Origin of the sequence: Microbacterium sp. MF43 (genome assembly GCF_012847295.1) — a bacterium.
GTDB lineage: Bacteria > Actinomycetota > Actinomycetes > Actinomycetales > Microbacteriaceae > Microbacterium.
The window spans coordinates 78,863-93,772 of sequence record NZ_JABBDY010000003.1; the positions used below are offsets into that span (position 1 = coordinate 78,863).

Annotated in this window: 15 protein-coding genes and 1 other RNA gene; 8 read left to right on the plus strand and 8 right to left on the minus strand. The window is 68.3% G+C overall.

All coding sequences use genetic code 11. The features are described 5' to 3' along the window. Positions 1–8: 8 nt before the first annotated feature. Positions 9–338 carry a hypothetical protein gene (locus HF323_RS08745; RefSeq protein ID WP_169582223.1) on the minus strand — a complete coding sequence of 110 codons (330 nt, stop codon included), beginning with the start codon at positions 336–338 and terminating at the stop codon, positions 9–11. Further along, entirely contained in the window at positions 335–1,645 is a 1,311-nt protein-coding gene (locus HF323_RS08750; RefSeq protein WP_169582224.1) for an MFS transporter, read from the minus strand. The genes HF323_RS08745 and HF323_RS08750 overlap by 4 nt, the downstream gene beginning before the upstream one ends. Positions 1,646–1,671: 26 nt before the next feature. On the opposite strand from HF323_RS08750, the gene prfB reads away from it, so the two are divergent. Further along, positions 1,672–2,784, plus strand: a complete 1,113-nt coding sequence (prfB, locus tag HF323_RS08755) for a peptide chain release factor 2 (protein ID WP_169582225.1) — start codon at positions 1,672–1,674, stop codon at positions 2,782–2,784. 1 nt (position 2,785) lies between these two features. On the opposite strand, the gene HF323_RS08760 is transcribed toward prfB, so the two are convergent. Then, positions 2,786–3,133 carry a cupin domain-containing protein gene (locus HF323_RS08760; protein WP_169582226.1) on the minus strand — a complete coding sequence of 116 codons (348 nt, stop codon included), beginning with the start codon at positions 3,131–3,133 and terminating at the stop codon, positions 2,786–2,788. A gap of 90 nt (positions 3,134–3,223) precedes the next feature. Next, entirely contained in the window at positions 3,224–4,570 is a 1,347-nt protein-coding gene (locus tag HF323_RS08765; RefSeq protein WP_317451038.1) for a DUF222 domain-containing protein, read from the minus strand. A gap of 180 nt (positions 4,571–4,750) precedes the next feature. Between HF323_RS08765 and ftsE the strand changes: the two genes are divergently transcribed. The 3 genes from ftsE (at position 4,751) to smpB (ending at position 7,558) form a co-directional block, all read left to right on the plus strand. Further along, entirely contained in the window at positions 4,751–6,085 is a 1,335-nt protein-coding gene (ftsE, locus tag HF323_RS08770; protein WP_169582227.1) for a cell division ATP-binding protein FtsE, read from the plus strand. Beyond that, a complete protein-coding gene (gene ftsX / locus HF323_RS08775) occupies positions 6,082–6,996 on the plus strand; it encodes a permease-like cell division protein FtsX (protein ID WP_169582228.1) in 915 nt (304 codons plus the stop codon). The genes ftsE and ftsX overlap by 4 nt, the downstream gene beginning before the upstream one ends. An 85-nt stretch (positions 6,997–7,081) precedes the next feature. Further along, entirely contained in the window at positions 7,082–7,558 is a 477-nt protein-coding gene (smpB, locus tag HF323_RS08780; RefSeq protein ID WP_169582229.1) for an SsrA-binding protein SmpB, read from the plus strand. 24 nt (positions 7,559–7,582) lie between these two features. Here the strand turns inward: smpB and HF323_RS08785 are convergent, their stop codons facing one another. Next, positions 7,583–8,257, minus strand: a complete 675-nt coding sequence (locus HF323_RS08785; protein WP_169582230.1) for an SIMPL domain-containing protein — start codon at positions 8,255–8,257, stop codon at positions 7,583–7,585. A 131-nt stretch (positions 8,258–8,388) separates the two neighbouring features. On the opposite strand from HF323_RS08785, the gene ssrA reads away from it, so the two are divergent. Continuing rightward, positions 8,389–8,757: a transfer-messenger RNA gene (ssrA, locus tag HF323_RS08790) on the plus strand. A gap of 431 nt (positions 8,758–9,188) precedes the next feature. Here ssrA and HF323_RS08795 read toward each other — a convergent pair. From HF323_RS08795 to HF323_RS08805, 3 genes are all read right to left on the minus strand, one after another. After that, complete coding sequence (locus HF323_RS08795; protein ID WP_169582231.1) at positions 9,189–9,569, minus strand: nitroreductase family deazaflavin-dependent oxidoreductase; 381 nt, start codon at positions 9,567–9,569, stop codon at positions 9,189–9,191. 323 nt (positions 9,570–9,892) lie between these two features. Further along, the gene (locus HF323_RS08800; RefSeq protein ID WP_169582232.1) at positions 9,893–10,291 is read right to left on the minus strand and encodes a hypothetical protein; all 399 of its coding nucleotides are present in this window, start codon (positions 10,289–10,291) and stop codon (positions 9,893–9,895) included. Between the two features lie 270 nt (positions 10,292–10,561). Beyond that, positions 10,562–11,467, minus strand: a complete 906-nt coding sequence (locus tag HF323_RS08805; protein ID WP_169582233.1) for a DUF6234 family protein — start codon at positions 11,465–11,467, stop codon at positions 10,562–10,564. 383 nt (positions 11,468–11,850) lie between these two features. On the opposite strand from HF323_RS08805, the gene HF323_RS08810 reads away from it, so the two are divergent. The 3 genes from HF323_RS08810 to HF323_RS08820 all read left to right on the plus strand — a co-directional run bounded on the left by HF323_RS08810 (position 11,851) and on the right by HF323_RS08820 (position 14,569). Beyond that, on the plus strand, positions 11,851–11,994 hold the full coding sequence (locus HF323_RS08810) for a hypothetical protein (protein WP_169582234.1): 144 nt from the start codon (positions 11,851–11,853) through the stop codon (positions 11,992–11,994). A gap of 359 nt (positions 11,995–12,353) precedes the next feature. Beyond that, the gene (locus tag HF323_RS08815) at positions 12,354–12,596 is read left to right on the plus strand and encodes a hypothetical protein (RefSeq protein ID WP_169582235.1); all 243 of its coding nucleotides are present in this window, start codon (positions 12,354–12,356) and stop codon (positions 12,594–12,596) included. 611 nt (positions 12,597–13,207) lie between these two features. Further along, positions 13,208–14,569: an alkaline phosphatase D family protein gene (locus tag HF323_RS08820; protein ID WP_317451039.1), complete on the plus strand. Its 1,362-nt coding sequence runs from the start codon at positions 13,208–13,210 to the stop codon at positions 14,567–14,569. The last annotated feature ends 341 nt before the right edge of the window (positions 14,570–14,910 follow it).

Here is a 14,910-nt window from a genome sequence, read left to right on the forward strand (position 1 = left end):
CGGGGTCTCTACCACCCGTGCTCGTTCAGCCACGTGATGCGGCGCTCGACCTCTCCGGGGGCGTCGTCCGCGGAGGCGGTGTCGTGCTCGGTCAGCCGACCGTCCTCGAGTGGCACGAATCGCAGGCACTGCGGGCAGAGAGCGCGCCCGTGCGGCCATCCGTCCGGCAGCGGATCGGCCGGGCGGCCGGCGCCGCCGGAGCCCGGGCAGCGTGGCGGGTCGGCCGAGGCATCCGTCCACATGATCGTCCGGTGGCGATGCAGACCGGGATGGTCGAGGGGTCTCGTGCAGCGGCGGCCGTCGTTGCGGCTGCGGCAGAACGGCACCACGGCGCTCACGGTCGCGCCCGAGGGATGAAGCGCGGAACCCAGCGCGCGAACGCTGCGGCGCCCAGGAGTCCGATGACCCCCATGACGCCCGTCGCGATCGCGAGCGTGGATGCCGCAGCGATCGCCGAGACGAGAAGGGGCGAGACGGCGCCGCCGGCATCGGTGAGCGTGCGCCATGAACCGAGGAACGGTGCGGGGTCGGCCTTGGGTGCGACGTCGGCGCCCAGGGTGAGCAGGATGCCGCTCGAGAGGCCGTTTCCGACCCCGAGGACGCCGGCGAACATGGCGAACCACATCGCGGCCTGGGCGGTGTCGTGCGTGAAGGACAGCGCGATGAAGCCCGCTCCCATGAGGAGCATGGCCGGGAGTGCCGCCCACAGCCTGCCGAAGCGGTCCATGACCTGGCCGCTGGCATAGAAGAGGGCGAAATCGATCGCCCCCGAGATGCCGACCACGAGCGCGATCGTCTGGGCGTCGAGTCCGATCGACACCCCCCACAGCGGCAGGACGACCTGCCGTGCCGAGCGGACGCCGGCGAGGGATGCCGCGGCCACCCCTAGTCGCGACAGCACGCCGCGGTAGTGCCACAGGGTTCGGAAGACGCCCGCCCGCGCACCGTCGGCGCCGGGGGCCACGCGGAGCGAGGCGGTGATCGGCTCGCCCGTGTCCTCCGACAGTGATTCGTCTCGTACCGGAGCGCGGGTCGCGGATGCCGCGGGCTCGAGCGCCGACTCCGGATCGGGCCCGAACAGCACCAGGAGGATCGTCGCGACGAGGCATCCGGCGAAGAACCAGATCGTCGCGTGCTCATCGCCGAACAGCGCCAGGAGCGCGGCGGCGACGAACGGGCCGATGAACATGCCCAGGCGGAAGGTCCCGCCCAGGAGCGACAGGGCGCGCGCTCGGAAGGCGAGGGGCACGCGCGTCGTCATGAACGAATGCCGCGCGAGACCGAATGCGGCGGCGCAGAATCCGATCAGGAAGACGGCGGCCGCGAAGACGCCGAGGGTCGGCGCGAACGCGAGGGCGACGACACCGCCGAGGGACAGGATGCCGGCGAACGCCATGGTGAGTCGCTCGCCGATGCGAGCGACCGCCCAGCCGGCCGGTATGTTGCCGCACAGCTGGCCGACGACGAGAGCGGCGGCCACGAGGGCGGCGGTGGGGACGTCGGCGCCGAGCTGCGCCGCGATCACGGGGATCAGCGGGATGACCGCGCCCTCGCCCAGGGCGAAGAGCACCGTCGGGCCATAGATCATCGGCGCGAAGCGCCAGAGCACGTCTCGGACGGGAATGGAGTCCGGGCGTTCGGTCACGTGCAACCACGTTAGTCTGGAGTGTCATGCTCGAGCTCGATCTATCCGCCGATATCCAGGCCCTGCGCTCCACGTTCGCCGACATCAAGGCGGTCGTGGACGTCGAGGCGCTCACCAGCGAGATCGCGCGGCTCAGCGAGGAGGCGGGCGCTCCCGATCTGTGGGACGACGTCGACAAGGCGCAGAAGGTCACCAGTGCCCTCAGCCACCGGCAGTCGGCGCTGAAGCGCATCACCGACATCGAGCAGCGACTGGACGACCTCGACGTGCTCGTCGAGCTCGCGAACGAGATGGACGACGAGGACTCCGCCGAGGAGGCCCGCCACGAGCTCGCCGAGCTGGAAGACATCGTGAGCCAGCTCGAGGTGCAGACGCTCCTCGACGGCGAGTACGACGACCGCTCGGCGGTCGTCACGATCCGCTCCGGCGCGGGCGGCGACGACGCCACCGACTTCGCCGAGATGCTCATGCGCATGTACCTGCGGTGGGCGGAGCGGCACAAGTACCCGGTCAAGGTGATGGACACGTCGTATGCGGAGGGTGCGGGCATCAAGTCGGCGACCTTCGAGGTCGACGCGCCCTACGCCTACGGCACCCTGTCCGTGGAGGCGGGCACACATCGCCTTGCTCGCATCAGCCCGTTCGGCTCGGCCGACAAGCGGCAGACGAGCTTCGCCGCTGTCGAGGTCATCCCCGTCATGGAGGAGGCCGTCGAGGTGGACATCCCCGAGGGTGACATCCGGGTGGACGTCTTCCGGTCCTCCGGCCCCGGCGGTCAGTCGGTCAACACGACGGACTCCGCGGTGCGCATCACCCACCTTCCCACCGGGATCGTCGTGTCGATGCAGAACGAGAAATCGCAGATCCAGAACCGCGCGGCGGCGATGCGCGTGCTGCAGACCCGCCTCCTGCTTCTCAAGCGCGAAGAGGAAGCGGCGAAGAAGAAGGAGCTCGCCGGTGTGATCACGGCGAGCTGGGGCGACCAGATGCGCTCGTACTTCCTCTACGGACAGCAGTTGGTGAAGGACCTTCGAACCGGCCACGAGGTCGGAAACCCTGCGACGGTCTTCGACGGCGACCTCGACGGATTCATCGCGGCCGGCATCCGCTGGCGCAAGCGCAAGGACGACGACGACTGACTCAGGTCTGGTCGAGGTTCTCCTGAACCATGACCGGTGAGGCGTGGATGCACAGGATCCGCAGGCGTCCGGTGCCGGTGTTCGTGAAGCCGTGCCAGGTGCCCGCGGGAACGACGGCGGTGTCGCCCGCATGGGCGACCACGGTGTCGTCGCCCATGCGGATGGTGGCCTCGCCCTCGATGACGTGCCACGTCTCGGTGTAGGGGTGACGATGCAGACCCGGACCCATGCCGGGGTCGTTGTCGACAGCGAAGAACGAGATACCCGAACCGTAGCTCTCGCCCTCGAATCGCATCGTGCGGGACGTGCCGACGAGAAGCTCTGATGCGGGGATGGCGCGTGACGTCATCTGCCCATGCTCGTGGCAAGGAAGGTCTCACGTCCACCGCGGCACGCAGCGAGGGTTCGAGCTTGCAGCCGTACCTCGGCCACGGGCAGGTCAGACGGGTGCGTCGCCGGCATCGGCGGGATGAGCGGAGGGGCGGAAGACGGGCACGCGTCGTTCCGGTTCGACGCGATATCGCCTCCCGGAGGGAGAGGTCCACAGCAACGCGCCACCGGAGTCGGGGATCTGCTCGACGGTCCAGCCGCCGTGGTGCTTGATCGTGTGGTGGCCGGTGCAGAGCGGGGCATGGTTCTCGAGGCTGGTCGGGCCGCCGTGGTGCCAGGCGATGGTGTGGTCGATCTCGCAGCGGGAGGCCGGGATCGTGCATCCGGGTGCCATGCAGGTGTCGGCCCGCCACTTCACCAGCCTGCGCAGGGCCGGTGGCGGCCGGTACTGGGTGCGGCCGACCGAGAGGACCATGCCGGTTTCGGGGTGGGTGAGGATCCGCATCCATCCGTCCGCGCCGCCGCACAACTCCTTCGCGGTGTCCAGCGGGATGGGGCCGAGTCCCTCGACGGTGGCCGGCGCGCTGCGGTGGAGGTGGCTGTCGTCGGTCGCCGTCGCGCCGCCGCTTCCGTGGGTGGTTCCCTCGGTGAGCAGGGTGAGGGCGGGGACGGTGACGGCGACGGTGGCGCGGATCCCGCGCGCTTCGGGAGTCAGTGACCCCGTGTCGCCGTCGATGAGAAGGTCGCCGAGCACATCCGCGCGAGTCTGGTCCAGCGTGCGGGTGTTGTCGGGGTGGGAGGTGAGGGCCTTGCCCATCCCGGTGAGGCGTGCGTGGATCGCGTGTGCCTCCACCGCCGGCAGGAGGGCGTGCAGCCACGCCATCCCATCCGCTGCGGGTTCGATCACGACCCGCCGCTGCGTGAGTGCCGCTTCGTGCCGCTGAGTGAGAGTGACGGATTCCTCGGTGTCGATGAGGCGGCGGAGTGCCCGCCGGAACGTGCCGACGGGGTGCTGCTCGGCCAGCTCCACCGCCCGGTCGCTCACCCGCTCCCGCACTTCCGCCGACGCGTCGTCGAGCAGGTCGGCGAGGATCTGCGCGTGCCGTTCGGTGATCCGCGCCTCGCCGAGGGACGTCAACGCCCCCGGGTACCGGTGCACCAGCGCTTCGGCGTGGGCCAGCAGCGTCTGGGCGGCGTGCTCGGTGATCCGCAGCGCCGCGGCCAGCTCCAGCCGCAGCGACCGGTGCACCACCTCCACGACGCCACCGCCGTACCGGGCCGCGTCCGCCAGAGCGTTACGACGGAATCGGTCCACGCGCTCCAGTCGCTGCGCGGCAAACACCGCCAGCATGTCGGCGACCTCTGTCACCAGGCCCACGTCATCCGGACCCTCGAACCGCCCGTCCTCGTCGGGGAGCGACACCATGTCGATCTCGCCGATCAGCTCGTCGTCCACGCCTTCGACATTAGAACATACCTACGACATTCGCTCCTGCCGCTATCGCCGAGGCATCCGTCCGACCCGGAACCGGCCGGGTCTCAGCAGAGCCCGCCGAGGCAGCGCGCTGGGACGAGTCGGGAACGTTCGGGTGTCGCAGGAGCGCCCGCCGAGGCATCCGCATAGGCTCGTTAGGCCATGATCCGGTTCGAGAACGTCACGAAGCGCTACAAGGGCACGGCGAAGCCTGCCCTGAACAACGTCGACTTCGAGGTGCTGCGCGGGGAGTTCGTCTTCCTGGTCGGGGCATCCGGGTCGGGCAAGTCCTCGTGCTTGCGCATGATCCTGCGGGAGGAGACGCCCAGCGACGGTCGCGTCGTCGTGCTCGGTCGCGACCTTCGGACGCTCTCGAACCGCAAGGTCCCGTACTTCCGCCGGCACATCGGGGCGGTGTTCCAGGACTTCCGCCTGCTCCCGAGCAAGACCGTGTTCCAGAACGTCGCGTTCACTCTGCAGGTCATCGGATCCTCCCGCGGCTACATCCAGCAGACCGTTCCCGAGGTCCTCGCGCTCGTCGGTCTCGCGGGCAAGGAGAAGCGGCTCCCTCACGAGCTGTCGGGCGGCGAGCAGCAGCGCGTCGCGATCGCGCGCGCTCTCGTCAACCGGCCGCAGGTGCTGCTCGCGGATGAGCCGACCGGAAACCTCGACCCCGCCACGTCGATCGACATCATGCAGCTGCTCGCCCGCATCAACAGCGGCGGGACCACGGTGGTGATGGCCACGCACGAGGCCGGGTTCGTCGACCAGATGCAGCGCCGCGTGATCGAGCTGCGGCACGGCGAGATGGTGCGCGACGAGCGCCACGGCGGCTACGGCGACACGTCGGGCCTTCCCAGTCTCGCCCCCCAGCAGGAGCGGGGCGCCGCCGCCGTGGCCGCGCTCACCGCTGTCCTCGAGGTGCAGCGTGAGGCCGCGGCGGCCGCCGAGGCCGGGCTCGACCCGACCCTCGTCACGCGTGAAGAGCAGGGGACGGATGCCTCGCCCGCCGGCGGCTCGGGTGCGCAGACCGTTCCCGCCGCCCACACCCCGTTCCCGCGATCGCCGCAGACCCCGCTTGCGACCGGACAAGCGCGGCAGGAGAGTGGCTCCGCGGAGTCTTCAGCCGAGTCCGCGGGCTCCGCGAAGTCTGCGACCCCCGCGCAGCCGGCAGTCTCCGCGGAGCCCGTTGCCCCGGCGGAGGCTGGAGCTCCCGCGGAGCAGGGACTCGCCGGGAGGCCCGCAGCCGCCGGGGAGCCCGGGTCTCCAGAGCAGCCCGCGGTGACCCCGCCCGCGGACACGCCCCAGCCCGAGCACGACGAACGCGCACCCGAGCCCGAGGCGCCGACGCCACCCGCGACGCAGAAGCCCGCGGCATCCCACACCCAGCCCATCCCCGTGGCCGACATCCCCGAGATCGACGTCGCCGAGCTCGGCGTCGCCGACCGACTGGGCCTGGGCAAACGCGACGACGACGAAGTGGGGCCCACGTCATGAGGGCCGGCCTGATCCTGTCGGAAGCCTTCACCGGCCTCCGTCGCAACGCGTCGATGGTGATCTCGGTCGTGCTCGTGACGTTCGTGTCGCTGACGTTCGTGGGCGCGGCCATCCTCATGCAGATGCAGATCGCCACGATGAAGGACTTCTGGGTCGACCGCGCCCAAGTCGCGATCTACATGTGCACCGCGATCTCACAGGCGCCCACCTGCACCGGAGGCGTCGCGAGCGAGGAGCAGCTCGCCGCGGTGCAGGAGAAACTCGACGGTCCCGCCCTCTCGCCGCTCATCCGCGATGTGCGCTTCGAAGACAGCGAGGAGGCGTACGACAACGTGATCGAGCTGCTGGGCGAGGACTACGCGAGCGTCATCACCCCCGATCAGCTCAATGAGACCTACTGGATCAACCTCATCGACCAGAACCAGTCCGACGTCATCATCGAGGCCTTCGCCGGCACAGAGGGCGTCGAGGAGGTGCAGGACCAGCTCCAGTACCTCGAACCCCTGTTCTCGGCACTCACCGTGGCGACCTACATCGCGGTGGGCATCGCCGTGCTGATGCTGATCGCGGCCGTGCTGCTCATCGCGACGACGATCCGGCTCTCGGCGTACGCGCGAAGGCGCGAGCTGGGGATCATGCGGCTCGTCGGGGCATCCAATCGGTTCATTCAGACCCCGTTCGTGCTGGAGGGCGTCTTCGCGGCGCTCATCGGCTCGCTGCTGGCCAGCGCGGCCGTCATCGCCGGCGTGCACTTCGGGGTCGACCAGTACCTGCGCGGTCGCGTCGAGTTCGTCACCACGTGGGTCGATATGAGCGACGCGTGGATCGTGGTGCCCGTCCTCATCCTGATCGGTGTCGTTCTGGCGGCGCTGTCGGCGAGCTTCGCGATCCGCCGGTGGCTGCGCACCTGACCGGCGGGCGCTTCGCGTCACGACCCGTCGCGGGGGTAGACTGAACGGCTGCCGTGCGCTCGCGCGGCCGGATCGAGGAGTCACCATGCCCAGGGAACGCGGGGAGAAGGTCGTCGCGACCAATCGTCGCGCGCGCCACGAGTACACGATCGAGAAGACGTACGAGGCGGGCCTGGTGCTGACCGGAACCGAGGTGAAGTCGCTGCGTCAGGGGCGCGCGAACATCTCGGACGGCTACGCCTACATCCAGAACGGCGAGGCCTTCCTCGATGCGGTGCACATTCCGGAGTACTCGCAGGGGCACTGGACGAACCACGCGGCCAAGCGCATCCGCAAGCTGCTGCTGCACAAGGACGAGATCGTCAAGCTGTCGCACGCCGTGTCGGCCGGCGGCTACACGCTCGTCCCGCTGAAGCTCTACTTCAACGACGGTCGCGCGAAGGTCGAGATCGCCGTCGCGAAGGGCAAGCGCGAGTACGAGAAGCGCCAGACCATTCGCGAGCGCGAGGACAAGCGCGAAGCCGAGCGCGCGATGCGCACCCGGAATCGGCTGGGGGAGTAGGCGAGCGGATGCCTCGCCCTCCGCTCAGCGAGCGGTGAAGCGAGCCTCGACGGCGGCCGTGATGACGAGGTCTTCCGGCTGCAGCTGCACCGCGGGGCCTCCGCCCGAGTCCGAGGCCATCGAGGCCTTGGCCATGAACATGCGGGCCTCGGGCACGGGCTCCGTGGAGTCGCGGCGGGTGAGCAGCCCCACATCGGCGATCTCAAGAGGGGTCACCGCCGACAGGCCGATCGCGTCGGCGTACGCATTCGCTCGCGCCATCGCCACCGCGACCGCCTCGCTCGCGACCTCCCGCTCCGTCGCCGCGCGAGTCTCGGGGGTCAGCTGCCAGTCGATCCAGCCGAGCTGGACGCCCTCCCGCTCGGCCACCTCGCCCGCCCACCAGGACAGCACCGCGAAATCGGTGAAGGTCGCCGAGAAGTCGACGGAGCCGTAGTGGACGGGCGCGAGCCGCTTGCCGTCGGGGCTCCACGGCCGTTCCGACCACACCGAGACGCGCTGGCTCGACCATTCGACGACCGTGCCGTTCGCCTTGCGCACCGCCAGATCGTCGCGCACCGGCTCGCTGAGGGCGGCCATCTGCTCGACGGTGGCGCCCCGCTCTGGGCCCTCGGCGCGGATCGTGAGGTGCGCGACGGCGCGCTCGGGGGCGACGCGTCTCTCGTGCTCGCCGCGGACCGTGATGACGACTTCGCTCATGGGCCGACTCTACGCGGCTCGCGGGAATGGCCGTGGGGTGCGACCCGTTGTAGACTGATGTGCTCGGATGCCGCGGCATCCGGCATGGAAAACTCCACAGCGTGACAGCGGCCCTTCGCAAGAAGGTTCATGGGGATGATCGGTTTCGACATTGCCTGCGAATCTGCGAGAAGCGGGCCGAGGATGCAGAGTTATCTCGTAAACGATCTCTGCAAACCAATAAGTGCCGAACCTAAGCGCACTGAACTCGCCCTCGCTGCCTAAGCGAGCCTGAGTTCCGTCAGACCGTAGGCGTTCCCGCTACGGATCCTGGCGTCATCTAGGGGACTTGCTGCGCGGTGGCGTCTGGACGCCGCGTGGGACTCTTTCCAGACTGGGCTCGTCGACTTAGGTGTCTGTGACAAAGGTCGGAGCCGAGCAGAACGCATTCACAGACTGCGCCCGGAGAAGACGCAGTATCCCAGCGATGGACGGGGGTTCGATTCCCCCCATCTCCACCAATGCCGCTGTCGCGACATGGCCCCGAGAACCGCGTGATCACGCGGATCTCGGGGCCTTTGCTTGTTCAGGAGTCCCTCGTGCGCCGCATTCGCGCCGTTCGGGTCGTCGAGCGAGCGGAGCGAGACGAACGCGATCAGCTGGTCCAGATGCGACCGATTCCGCCTTCAGCCGGCCTAGACTCATCCGTTCCGCGACGCCGGCGAGGGTCGTCGTCGCACAGGTGTCACAAGCCATAGTCGTGGGCCGAGATCCGCCACTGATCAGCGGACTCGCGCGCTCGGCCAGGTGTCCGGGCGGAAGGGTGGCCAGGGTGGCCAGCGTGGGGTCGCGGATCAGCACGTGATGGATATGTGTGGCGACGCAAGCGTTGGGGAGGTTGGGGTCGTTGAGGCCATCCCCGATGGGACGCGGCCAGTGACTCGGGATGCCGTCAGGCGGCGGGCGCGGCAGCCGGAGTGAGCACGATCAGCGGACTGTGCGCGATCATGTCGTCGACATCGTCTCTGCGCCATCGGCGTGCGGCGGCCTCGATGAGCGGCCGTGCTTCGTGGGGATCGGTGATGACCCGCGCTGTGGCGGGAACGTCGGCCTCGATGCCCTTCTTCAGATGCACGATGACGTGGGGGTCTGCGGTGATGTTGTGTATCCAGTCTCGTGTGCGGTCTCGTCGCGGCATCCCTGTGATGAACAGCACGCCCTCCTTCTCGTGCAGGAAGATCTCGATGCGGCGCGGTAGCCCGCTACGGCGACCGGTCGTCGTCAGGTCGATGAGCTGACTCCGGTACAGGGCCTCGGTGACGGCATTGTTCACACCTGTTGAAGCAATCTCGTTGCTCCAGACATTCCAGGTGACCGGGCGCTTGGCGTGCCGTTCTAGAAGTTCCTCGGGCCCGACCCCACCTTTTGGAGCACCCGCTCGCGCCGGTCGAATGGCACCCGCGTCAGGTTCGGGGTCGTGCAACATGAGCTCATCGCACGAGATCCCCGCTTCGTCGATCGCGCCCGCGACGCGGTCATCACAGGCGGCGCGGCCACCCGCAGCCCGCTGGCCGCTCGACCACCGTTCCTTGCAGAAGACGGGCGGGCACCGAGCGAGTCGGTCAGCGGCGGTGCCGAAGTTGGGCATTCGCCACATCAGGGTCGCGGGCGCTCCGCGAGCAGGGCTCGCTCGAACCTCTCGACAGACCCGCCGACCTCGGCCAGTTGGTCGGCGGTCAGGGCGACGGATATCGACTCGTCGGAATGGTGGGCGATGACGACGGGCAACGGGACACCTCGCACGGCGGCGCGGAGACGTTCATCGATTTCGTTGCGGTGGAGAACGACGAGGGGGACGCTCATCCTGGCGACCATGCGGTCCCACTCCGGCTTTCGGCGAAGGGGTGAATGGCTGATGTCACAGAGAGAGCATTCCGCGGTGCCGAAGAGGTGGCCGAACAGGTAGCGGATCTCGCCCGCCATACCACCGTCAGCGTTGTAGATACCCGAATACCGAATGATCACGGCGCCGTGGGTCGGGTCGTCGTCGGGCACATGGAAAACGATACGGGGCGGGAGCCCACCGCGGCGCCCGGGAGCCGGTCGGTCAGCGCCCGCAGGTGAACTCTGCGAGCAGGTGGTCGTTGCGTTTGCTGATGAGGTGTCGCACGTAGGGGACCAGGATCACGCGTTCGGCAAGCCGTCTGCGGGCTGCCGGCTGGCTCTCCCGCGGTGCGCGAGCCGGTAGTTCAGAGTGCGGAGACTCGAGTGAGGGCCATCGTCTTTCCGTGTTCACCATCGGCAAAGCGACGTGGCCCCGGCGGCTCAGCCGCCGGGACAGTCTCCGGACGTTCCGAAGCACACGGGATGGGGGCCGCCGTCGTCCGCGGGAGCGGGTTGCGGTGCGAACCTGCCTTCCGGGACTTGGAAGACGAGGGCGGCCAGCAGCGCGAGCGCGAGCGCGATACTGGTGAGCCAGACCACTGGCCGCCGACGTGCGCAGATCGCGGCCACCACAGAGATCAGCAGGCAGCCAACGGCCGTGGCGGCGATCGCGACGTAGCGGTCGCCCTGCTCCGAAGTGGCCACGACCGGATCGCTCCAGATGCGGAAGTACACGCTCGCCCAGTGCGCAGGCAGAGCGAGGGCGGCGACGCCGCCCACCACGAGCAGTACAGCCGCTACGCCACTCGCGATGGGGCGGGCGGGGAGCCGGTGGGCGGAACGCAGCCGCAACGCAAGCCCGGCAAGGACTCCCACCACCGCGGCGCCAAACAGACCAGCGGCCTGCCACACGAAGGGGATAAGGAAGATCGGCGACACCAGGGCCTGCGGTTGGCCCAGCGTGCGCGGGTACGCGATCAGGATGCCCGCGAAAGTGGACGCCGGAGCGAGAGCGAGCGCCCAGACCGCGACCGCGCGTGGGCTGAGGCGCCGGCCGATGAGGCCGATGCTCGCCACGGCGAGCGTCCAGATCAGCAACTGCGGGCTTGTGATCAGCGCGGTGATTCCCTCCCAGCTCATGGCGCCGGCGTCGGCGAGGAGCGCGAAGTACAGGAGGGACCCCGCGAGGAACGCGGTCGCACCCACGGCTGCCGTCAACGCGGCCTGACTCGTGGCACCCTTGTCGCTTCCGGAGGGGTGATGCCGGTCGCCGGTGAGCGCAGCCGAGTCGGGAGAGCTAGGGGGGCTCGGGGTGGGCGGCGTCGGTGAGGTTTCGGGGTCAGACATCGCTCCGATGCTAGGCCGGGAGGCCCGAGTCGGCGACCGCGTTGCGCTGACGAAGTGGGCTGGCGTCAGGGCCGGCCGGATGTCCCTGCAGGGCGTCAGCTTTCGCTGGGGAGGGTGATCAATACGCATGGCGCGCTCGGCGTGCGACGCGAGGGCCAGCCGCGGGATGGCCCTATCCGCGAGCTTCGGATCAGTCGATCACTGGAGGTTCAGCCCGCATGGTCCGCCAATGACTACGCCCAGGACGCCACAGACGGCCTCCAACTCATCGAGCGAATCCGAGCCAACTGGGGAACCGTAGTTGCGGTCGCACCCCGCAGACTCCTCTGGAGTGCGACCGTGACGACGTAGACTCCGGTCCCTCAACACCGGAGGGACACATCATGGCCATCAGCGACCAGGAGATCCGGAACGTCATTGCAAGCCGAAGCGACGGCAATGGAGCCGTGCTTGAGGCGATCGGCGGTCTGCTTGACCGAATCCAGGAGCTTCAGATCCGTGTAGGCGACCTGGAGACCCGTCAATAGCGAAACTTCGTCGGCGGCGATCCTTGAACGGGCGATACGCGGAGAGGGTCCGTGGGCGGGCTGAACGGGCGGTTGAGTCGCGCCATGCCTTCGGCGGTCGCCCGTCATCGTCAACCCGATGAGGCAGGCCGATCGAGCTTCTTGCTCAGACCGGCGTCTCCGCGTAGCGTCCACGTCAGCACGAACTACCTGGGGATTATCGCCTTGCGAGGGGATGTTGTGGCACTGTGGCGCAGAAACGTGTACCAGACCCTGGCTCACCAGTCGTGCGTCGTGTTCGGATCGCACCGACGTGGGATCGAGCCGCCGCGGCGACGTCGCTCGCGATCATGGCCCCCTTCGTCTTGACTCTCTTCGTCATGTCTGGGCTCAACGTTCGGGCTCCTGCCTGCCCACAGGATCCGGCGTGCAACCAGTCGATGATGTCCGCCGGGGCCTGGATGGTCATGTGGCTCCCGCCCCTGATTTTCTTGGCCGCCGTCGTCATCACCATCGGCTTGTGGAAGCGGCATCTGCCGGTCTTCTGGGTCGCGCTGCTCGCGATGGTTCTGGTGATCGCGGTCTTTGTCGTCGCCAACCTGCTCATGAGTTGGGCGTGGTGACTTGCTCTCGCTCTCGCTCTCGCCATCGAGCCCATGTAACGACACCTGACACGCACGGATCCCTACCCGGGCAGTGACCACGAGATTGCCGCCGATCGTCTCGCTGAGGGTACGGCCAGTGAGGCGTTGGCAGCGGACACGGTGGATTCCTTCGCCAACCAGTCGTAGGACGGAGATCTTCAAGCAGGTCCCTGAGATCGGCGATCTCAACCGGCTGACCACACCGGCGCTTCCCCGTCAACCTGTGGCCCGAGCAGGCGACGAGCGTTAGACATGGAATCATGGCGTCTTCCGCTCTTCTCGTTGGACCGATGCTGCGCTACACCGCAGAAACCTGCGCGACCGTCTGGGTCGAGACTGCGGGCGACGCTGCCGTGAGCGTGAGCGTCGGCGAGCGCGAGTGGCGAACTCGGACCTTCGCGGTGCACGGACATCACTACGCCCTCGTCGCACTCGACGACCTCGCACCGGGATCGGTGATGCCGTATGAGGTTCGTCTGGACGGAGAGCGGGTGTGGCCCGACCCGGACTCGCCCCTGCCGGCTCCCGTCATCGCCACGCGCGCGCCTGAGCAGCCTCTGCGGATGGCGTGGGGATCGTGTCGCACGAGCGTGGACCACGACGCCACCGGCAATCGCACACATGGCGTCGATGCGATGCGCACGTTCGCTCTGGCGCTGGGCGAGGATGCGTCGCTTCGGCCGGATCTCATCCTGCTCCTGGGTGACCAGGTATACGCCGACATGACCACCGAGGCCATGCAGGAGTTCATCCGCGATCGCCGCGACATTCGCGAGCCGCCCGGCAAAGAGCTCAAAGACTTCGAGGAGTACGCGCACCTGTATCGGCTCGCCTGGTCGGACGATGCCAACCGATGGCTGCTGTCGACTGTGCCGAGCGCCATGATCTTCGACGACCACGACGTGCGCGACGACTGGAACGCGTCACTGGACTGGAAGAAGCAGATGGAGGCGACATCGTGGTGGCACGACCGCATTGTCGCCGGGCTGGCCTCGTACTGGGTCTACCAACACCTCGGCAACCTCTCTCCCGCACAACGCGCAGACGACGAGATCTGGCAACGGATCAGCGCGCACGCCGGTCCCGGCGAGCTGGACATCACCGACGCGCTGGATGCCTTGGCGGATCGGGTGGACCGGGAGCCCCGCACGTACCGTTTCAGTTTCTGCCGCGACTTCGGCGACATCCGTCTGGTGGTCGTCGACTCCCGCGCAGCACGCGACCTCACGCCCACGGCCCGAGCGCTGGTTGATTCGACGGAGTGGGAGTGGCTGGACGAGCAGCTGCAGGGCGGTTTCCGGCATCTGCTCGTCGCGACCTCGCTCCCGTTCCTGCTGCCTATCGGGCTGCATCACATCGAGTCCTGGGACGAGGCGATCTCGCAGGGCGCCTGGGGGCGCTTCGCCGCCCGGATCGGCGAACGCCTGCGGCAGATGGTGGATCTCGAGCACTGGGCTGCCTGGCAAAGCAGCTTCCAGTCGCTGGCGGGCATCCTGACGGAGATCGCTGATGGAGGCCGCGGCGACGCGCCCGACTCGTTGCTGGTGCTCTCCGGCGACGTGCACTTCTCGTATGTCGCAGAAGTCGAGCGGTCCGGTGGGGGCAGGATCGTGCAAGCCGTGTGCTCTCCGGTGCGCAATCCGCTACCGATCCTGATGCGCTGGTTCTCGGTAGTGATGTCATACGGCCTGGCGCGTCCCGTCGGTGCCGTCGTCGCCCACTCGGCGAAAGTACCCGATCCGCCGTTCGACTGGACGACGACCAAGGGGCCGTGGTTCGACAACAATCTCTCGGTGCTGCAGGACACGTCTGACGGCCTCGAGTTGACCTGGCACAAGGGCGTGGTCGAAAACGGCGACGAGCGGCATCCGCGGATGGAAGAAGTCTCGCGCCTCATGGTGGGCCCTCGCCGCTCAGTAGACGGAGCGGTCGGCGGGCGAGCTCAGGGATAGCAGCCGAGCGCGGGCGGCGACCACTTGGTTGCGAATCAGATCAAAGGTCAGGCGTCGGAGCAGCAGCCTGACGCCGGCCCTTGCTCGCCGGGTTTGGCCGGGGTGTGGTTTGGGAAGTCCGTCTCTCCGATGCCGCCGGGCCCGTAGAACGCCTCGACGAACTGACGTGCTTTGGGCGACGAGTTCCTCCGGGTCGTACGGCCAGAGGAGCGACCTACGGTGAATCCGTACGTTCCTTCCGCTGGCGCATTCAGCCAGGCGAAGTCGTAACTCGTGGCCCCACCCGCCCGAGCTCGCTCGGTAGTTCGGAACAGCTCACCGTTTACGACGACGTCGAAGTG

Excerpts from the sequence above, each read along its gene's own strand:
- prfB (WP_169582225.1), top strand. The coding sequence starts at position 1,672 with ATGCTCGAGCTCGATCTATCCGCCGATATCCAGGCCCTGCGCTCCACG.
- HF323_RS08760 (WP_169582226.1), bottom strand. The coding sequence starts at position 3,133 with ATGACGTCACGCGCCATCCCCGCATCAGAGCTTCTCGTCGGCACGTCC.
- ftsE (WP_169582227.1), top strand. The coding sequence starts at position 4,751 with ATGATCCGGTTCGAGAACGTCACGAAGCGCTACAAGGGCACGGCGAAG.
- ftsX (WP_169582228.1), top strand. The coding sequence starts at position 6,082 with ATGAGGGCCGGCCTGATCCTGTCGGAAGCCTTCACCGGCCTCCGTCGC.
- smpB (WP_169582229.1), top strand. The coding sequence starts at position 7,082 with ATGCCCAGGGAACGCGGGGAGAAGGTCGTCGCGACCAATCGTCGCGCG.
- HF323_RS08785 (WP_169582230.1), bottom strand. The coding sequence starts at position 8,257 with ATGAGCGAAGTCGTCATCACGGTCCGCGGCGAGCACGAGAGACGCGTC.
- HF323_RS08805 (WP_169582233.1), bottom strand. The coding sequence starts at position 11,467 with ATGTCTGACCCCGAAACCTCACCGACGCCGCCCACCCCGAGCCCCCCT.
- HF323_RS08810 (WP_169582234.1), top strand. The coding sequence starts at position 11,851 with ATGGCCATCAGCGACCAGGAGATCCGGAACGTCATTGCAAGCCGAAGC.
- HF323_RS08815 (WP_169582235.1), top strand. The coding sequence starts at position 12,354 with ATGTCTGGGCTCAACGTTCGGGCTCCTGCCTGCCCACAGGATCCGGCG.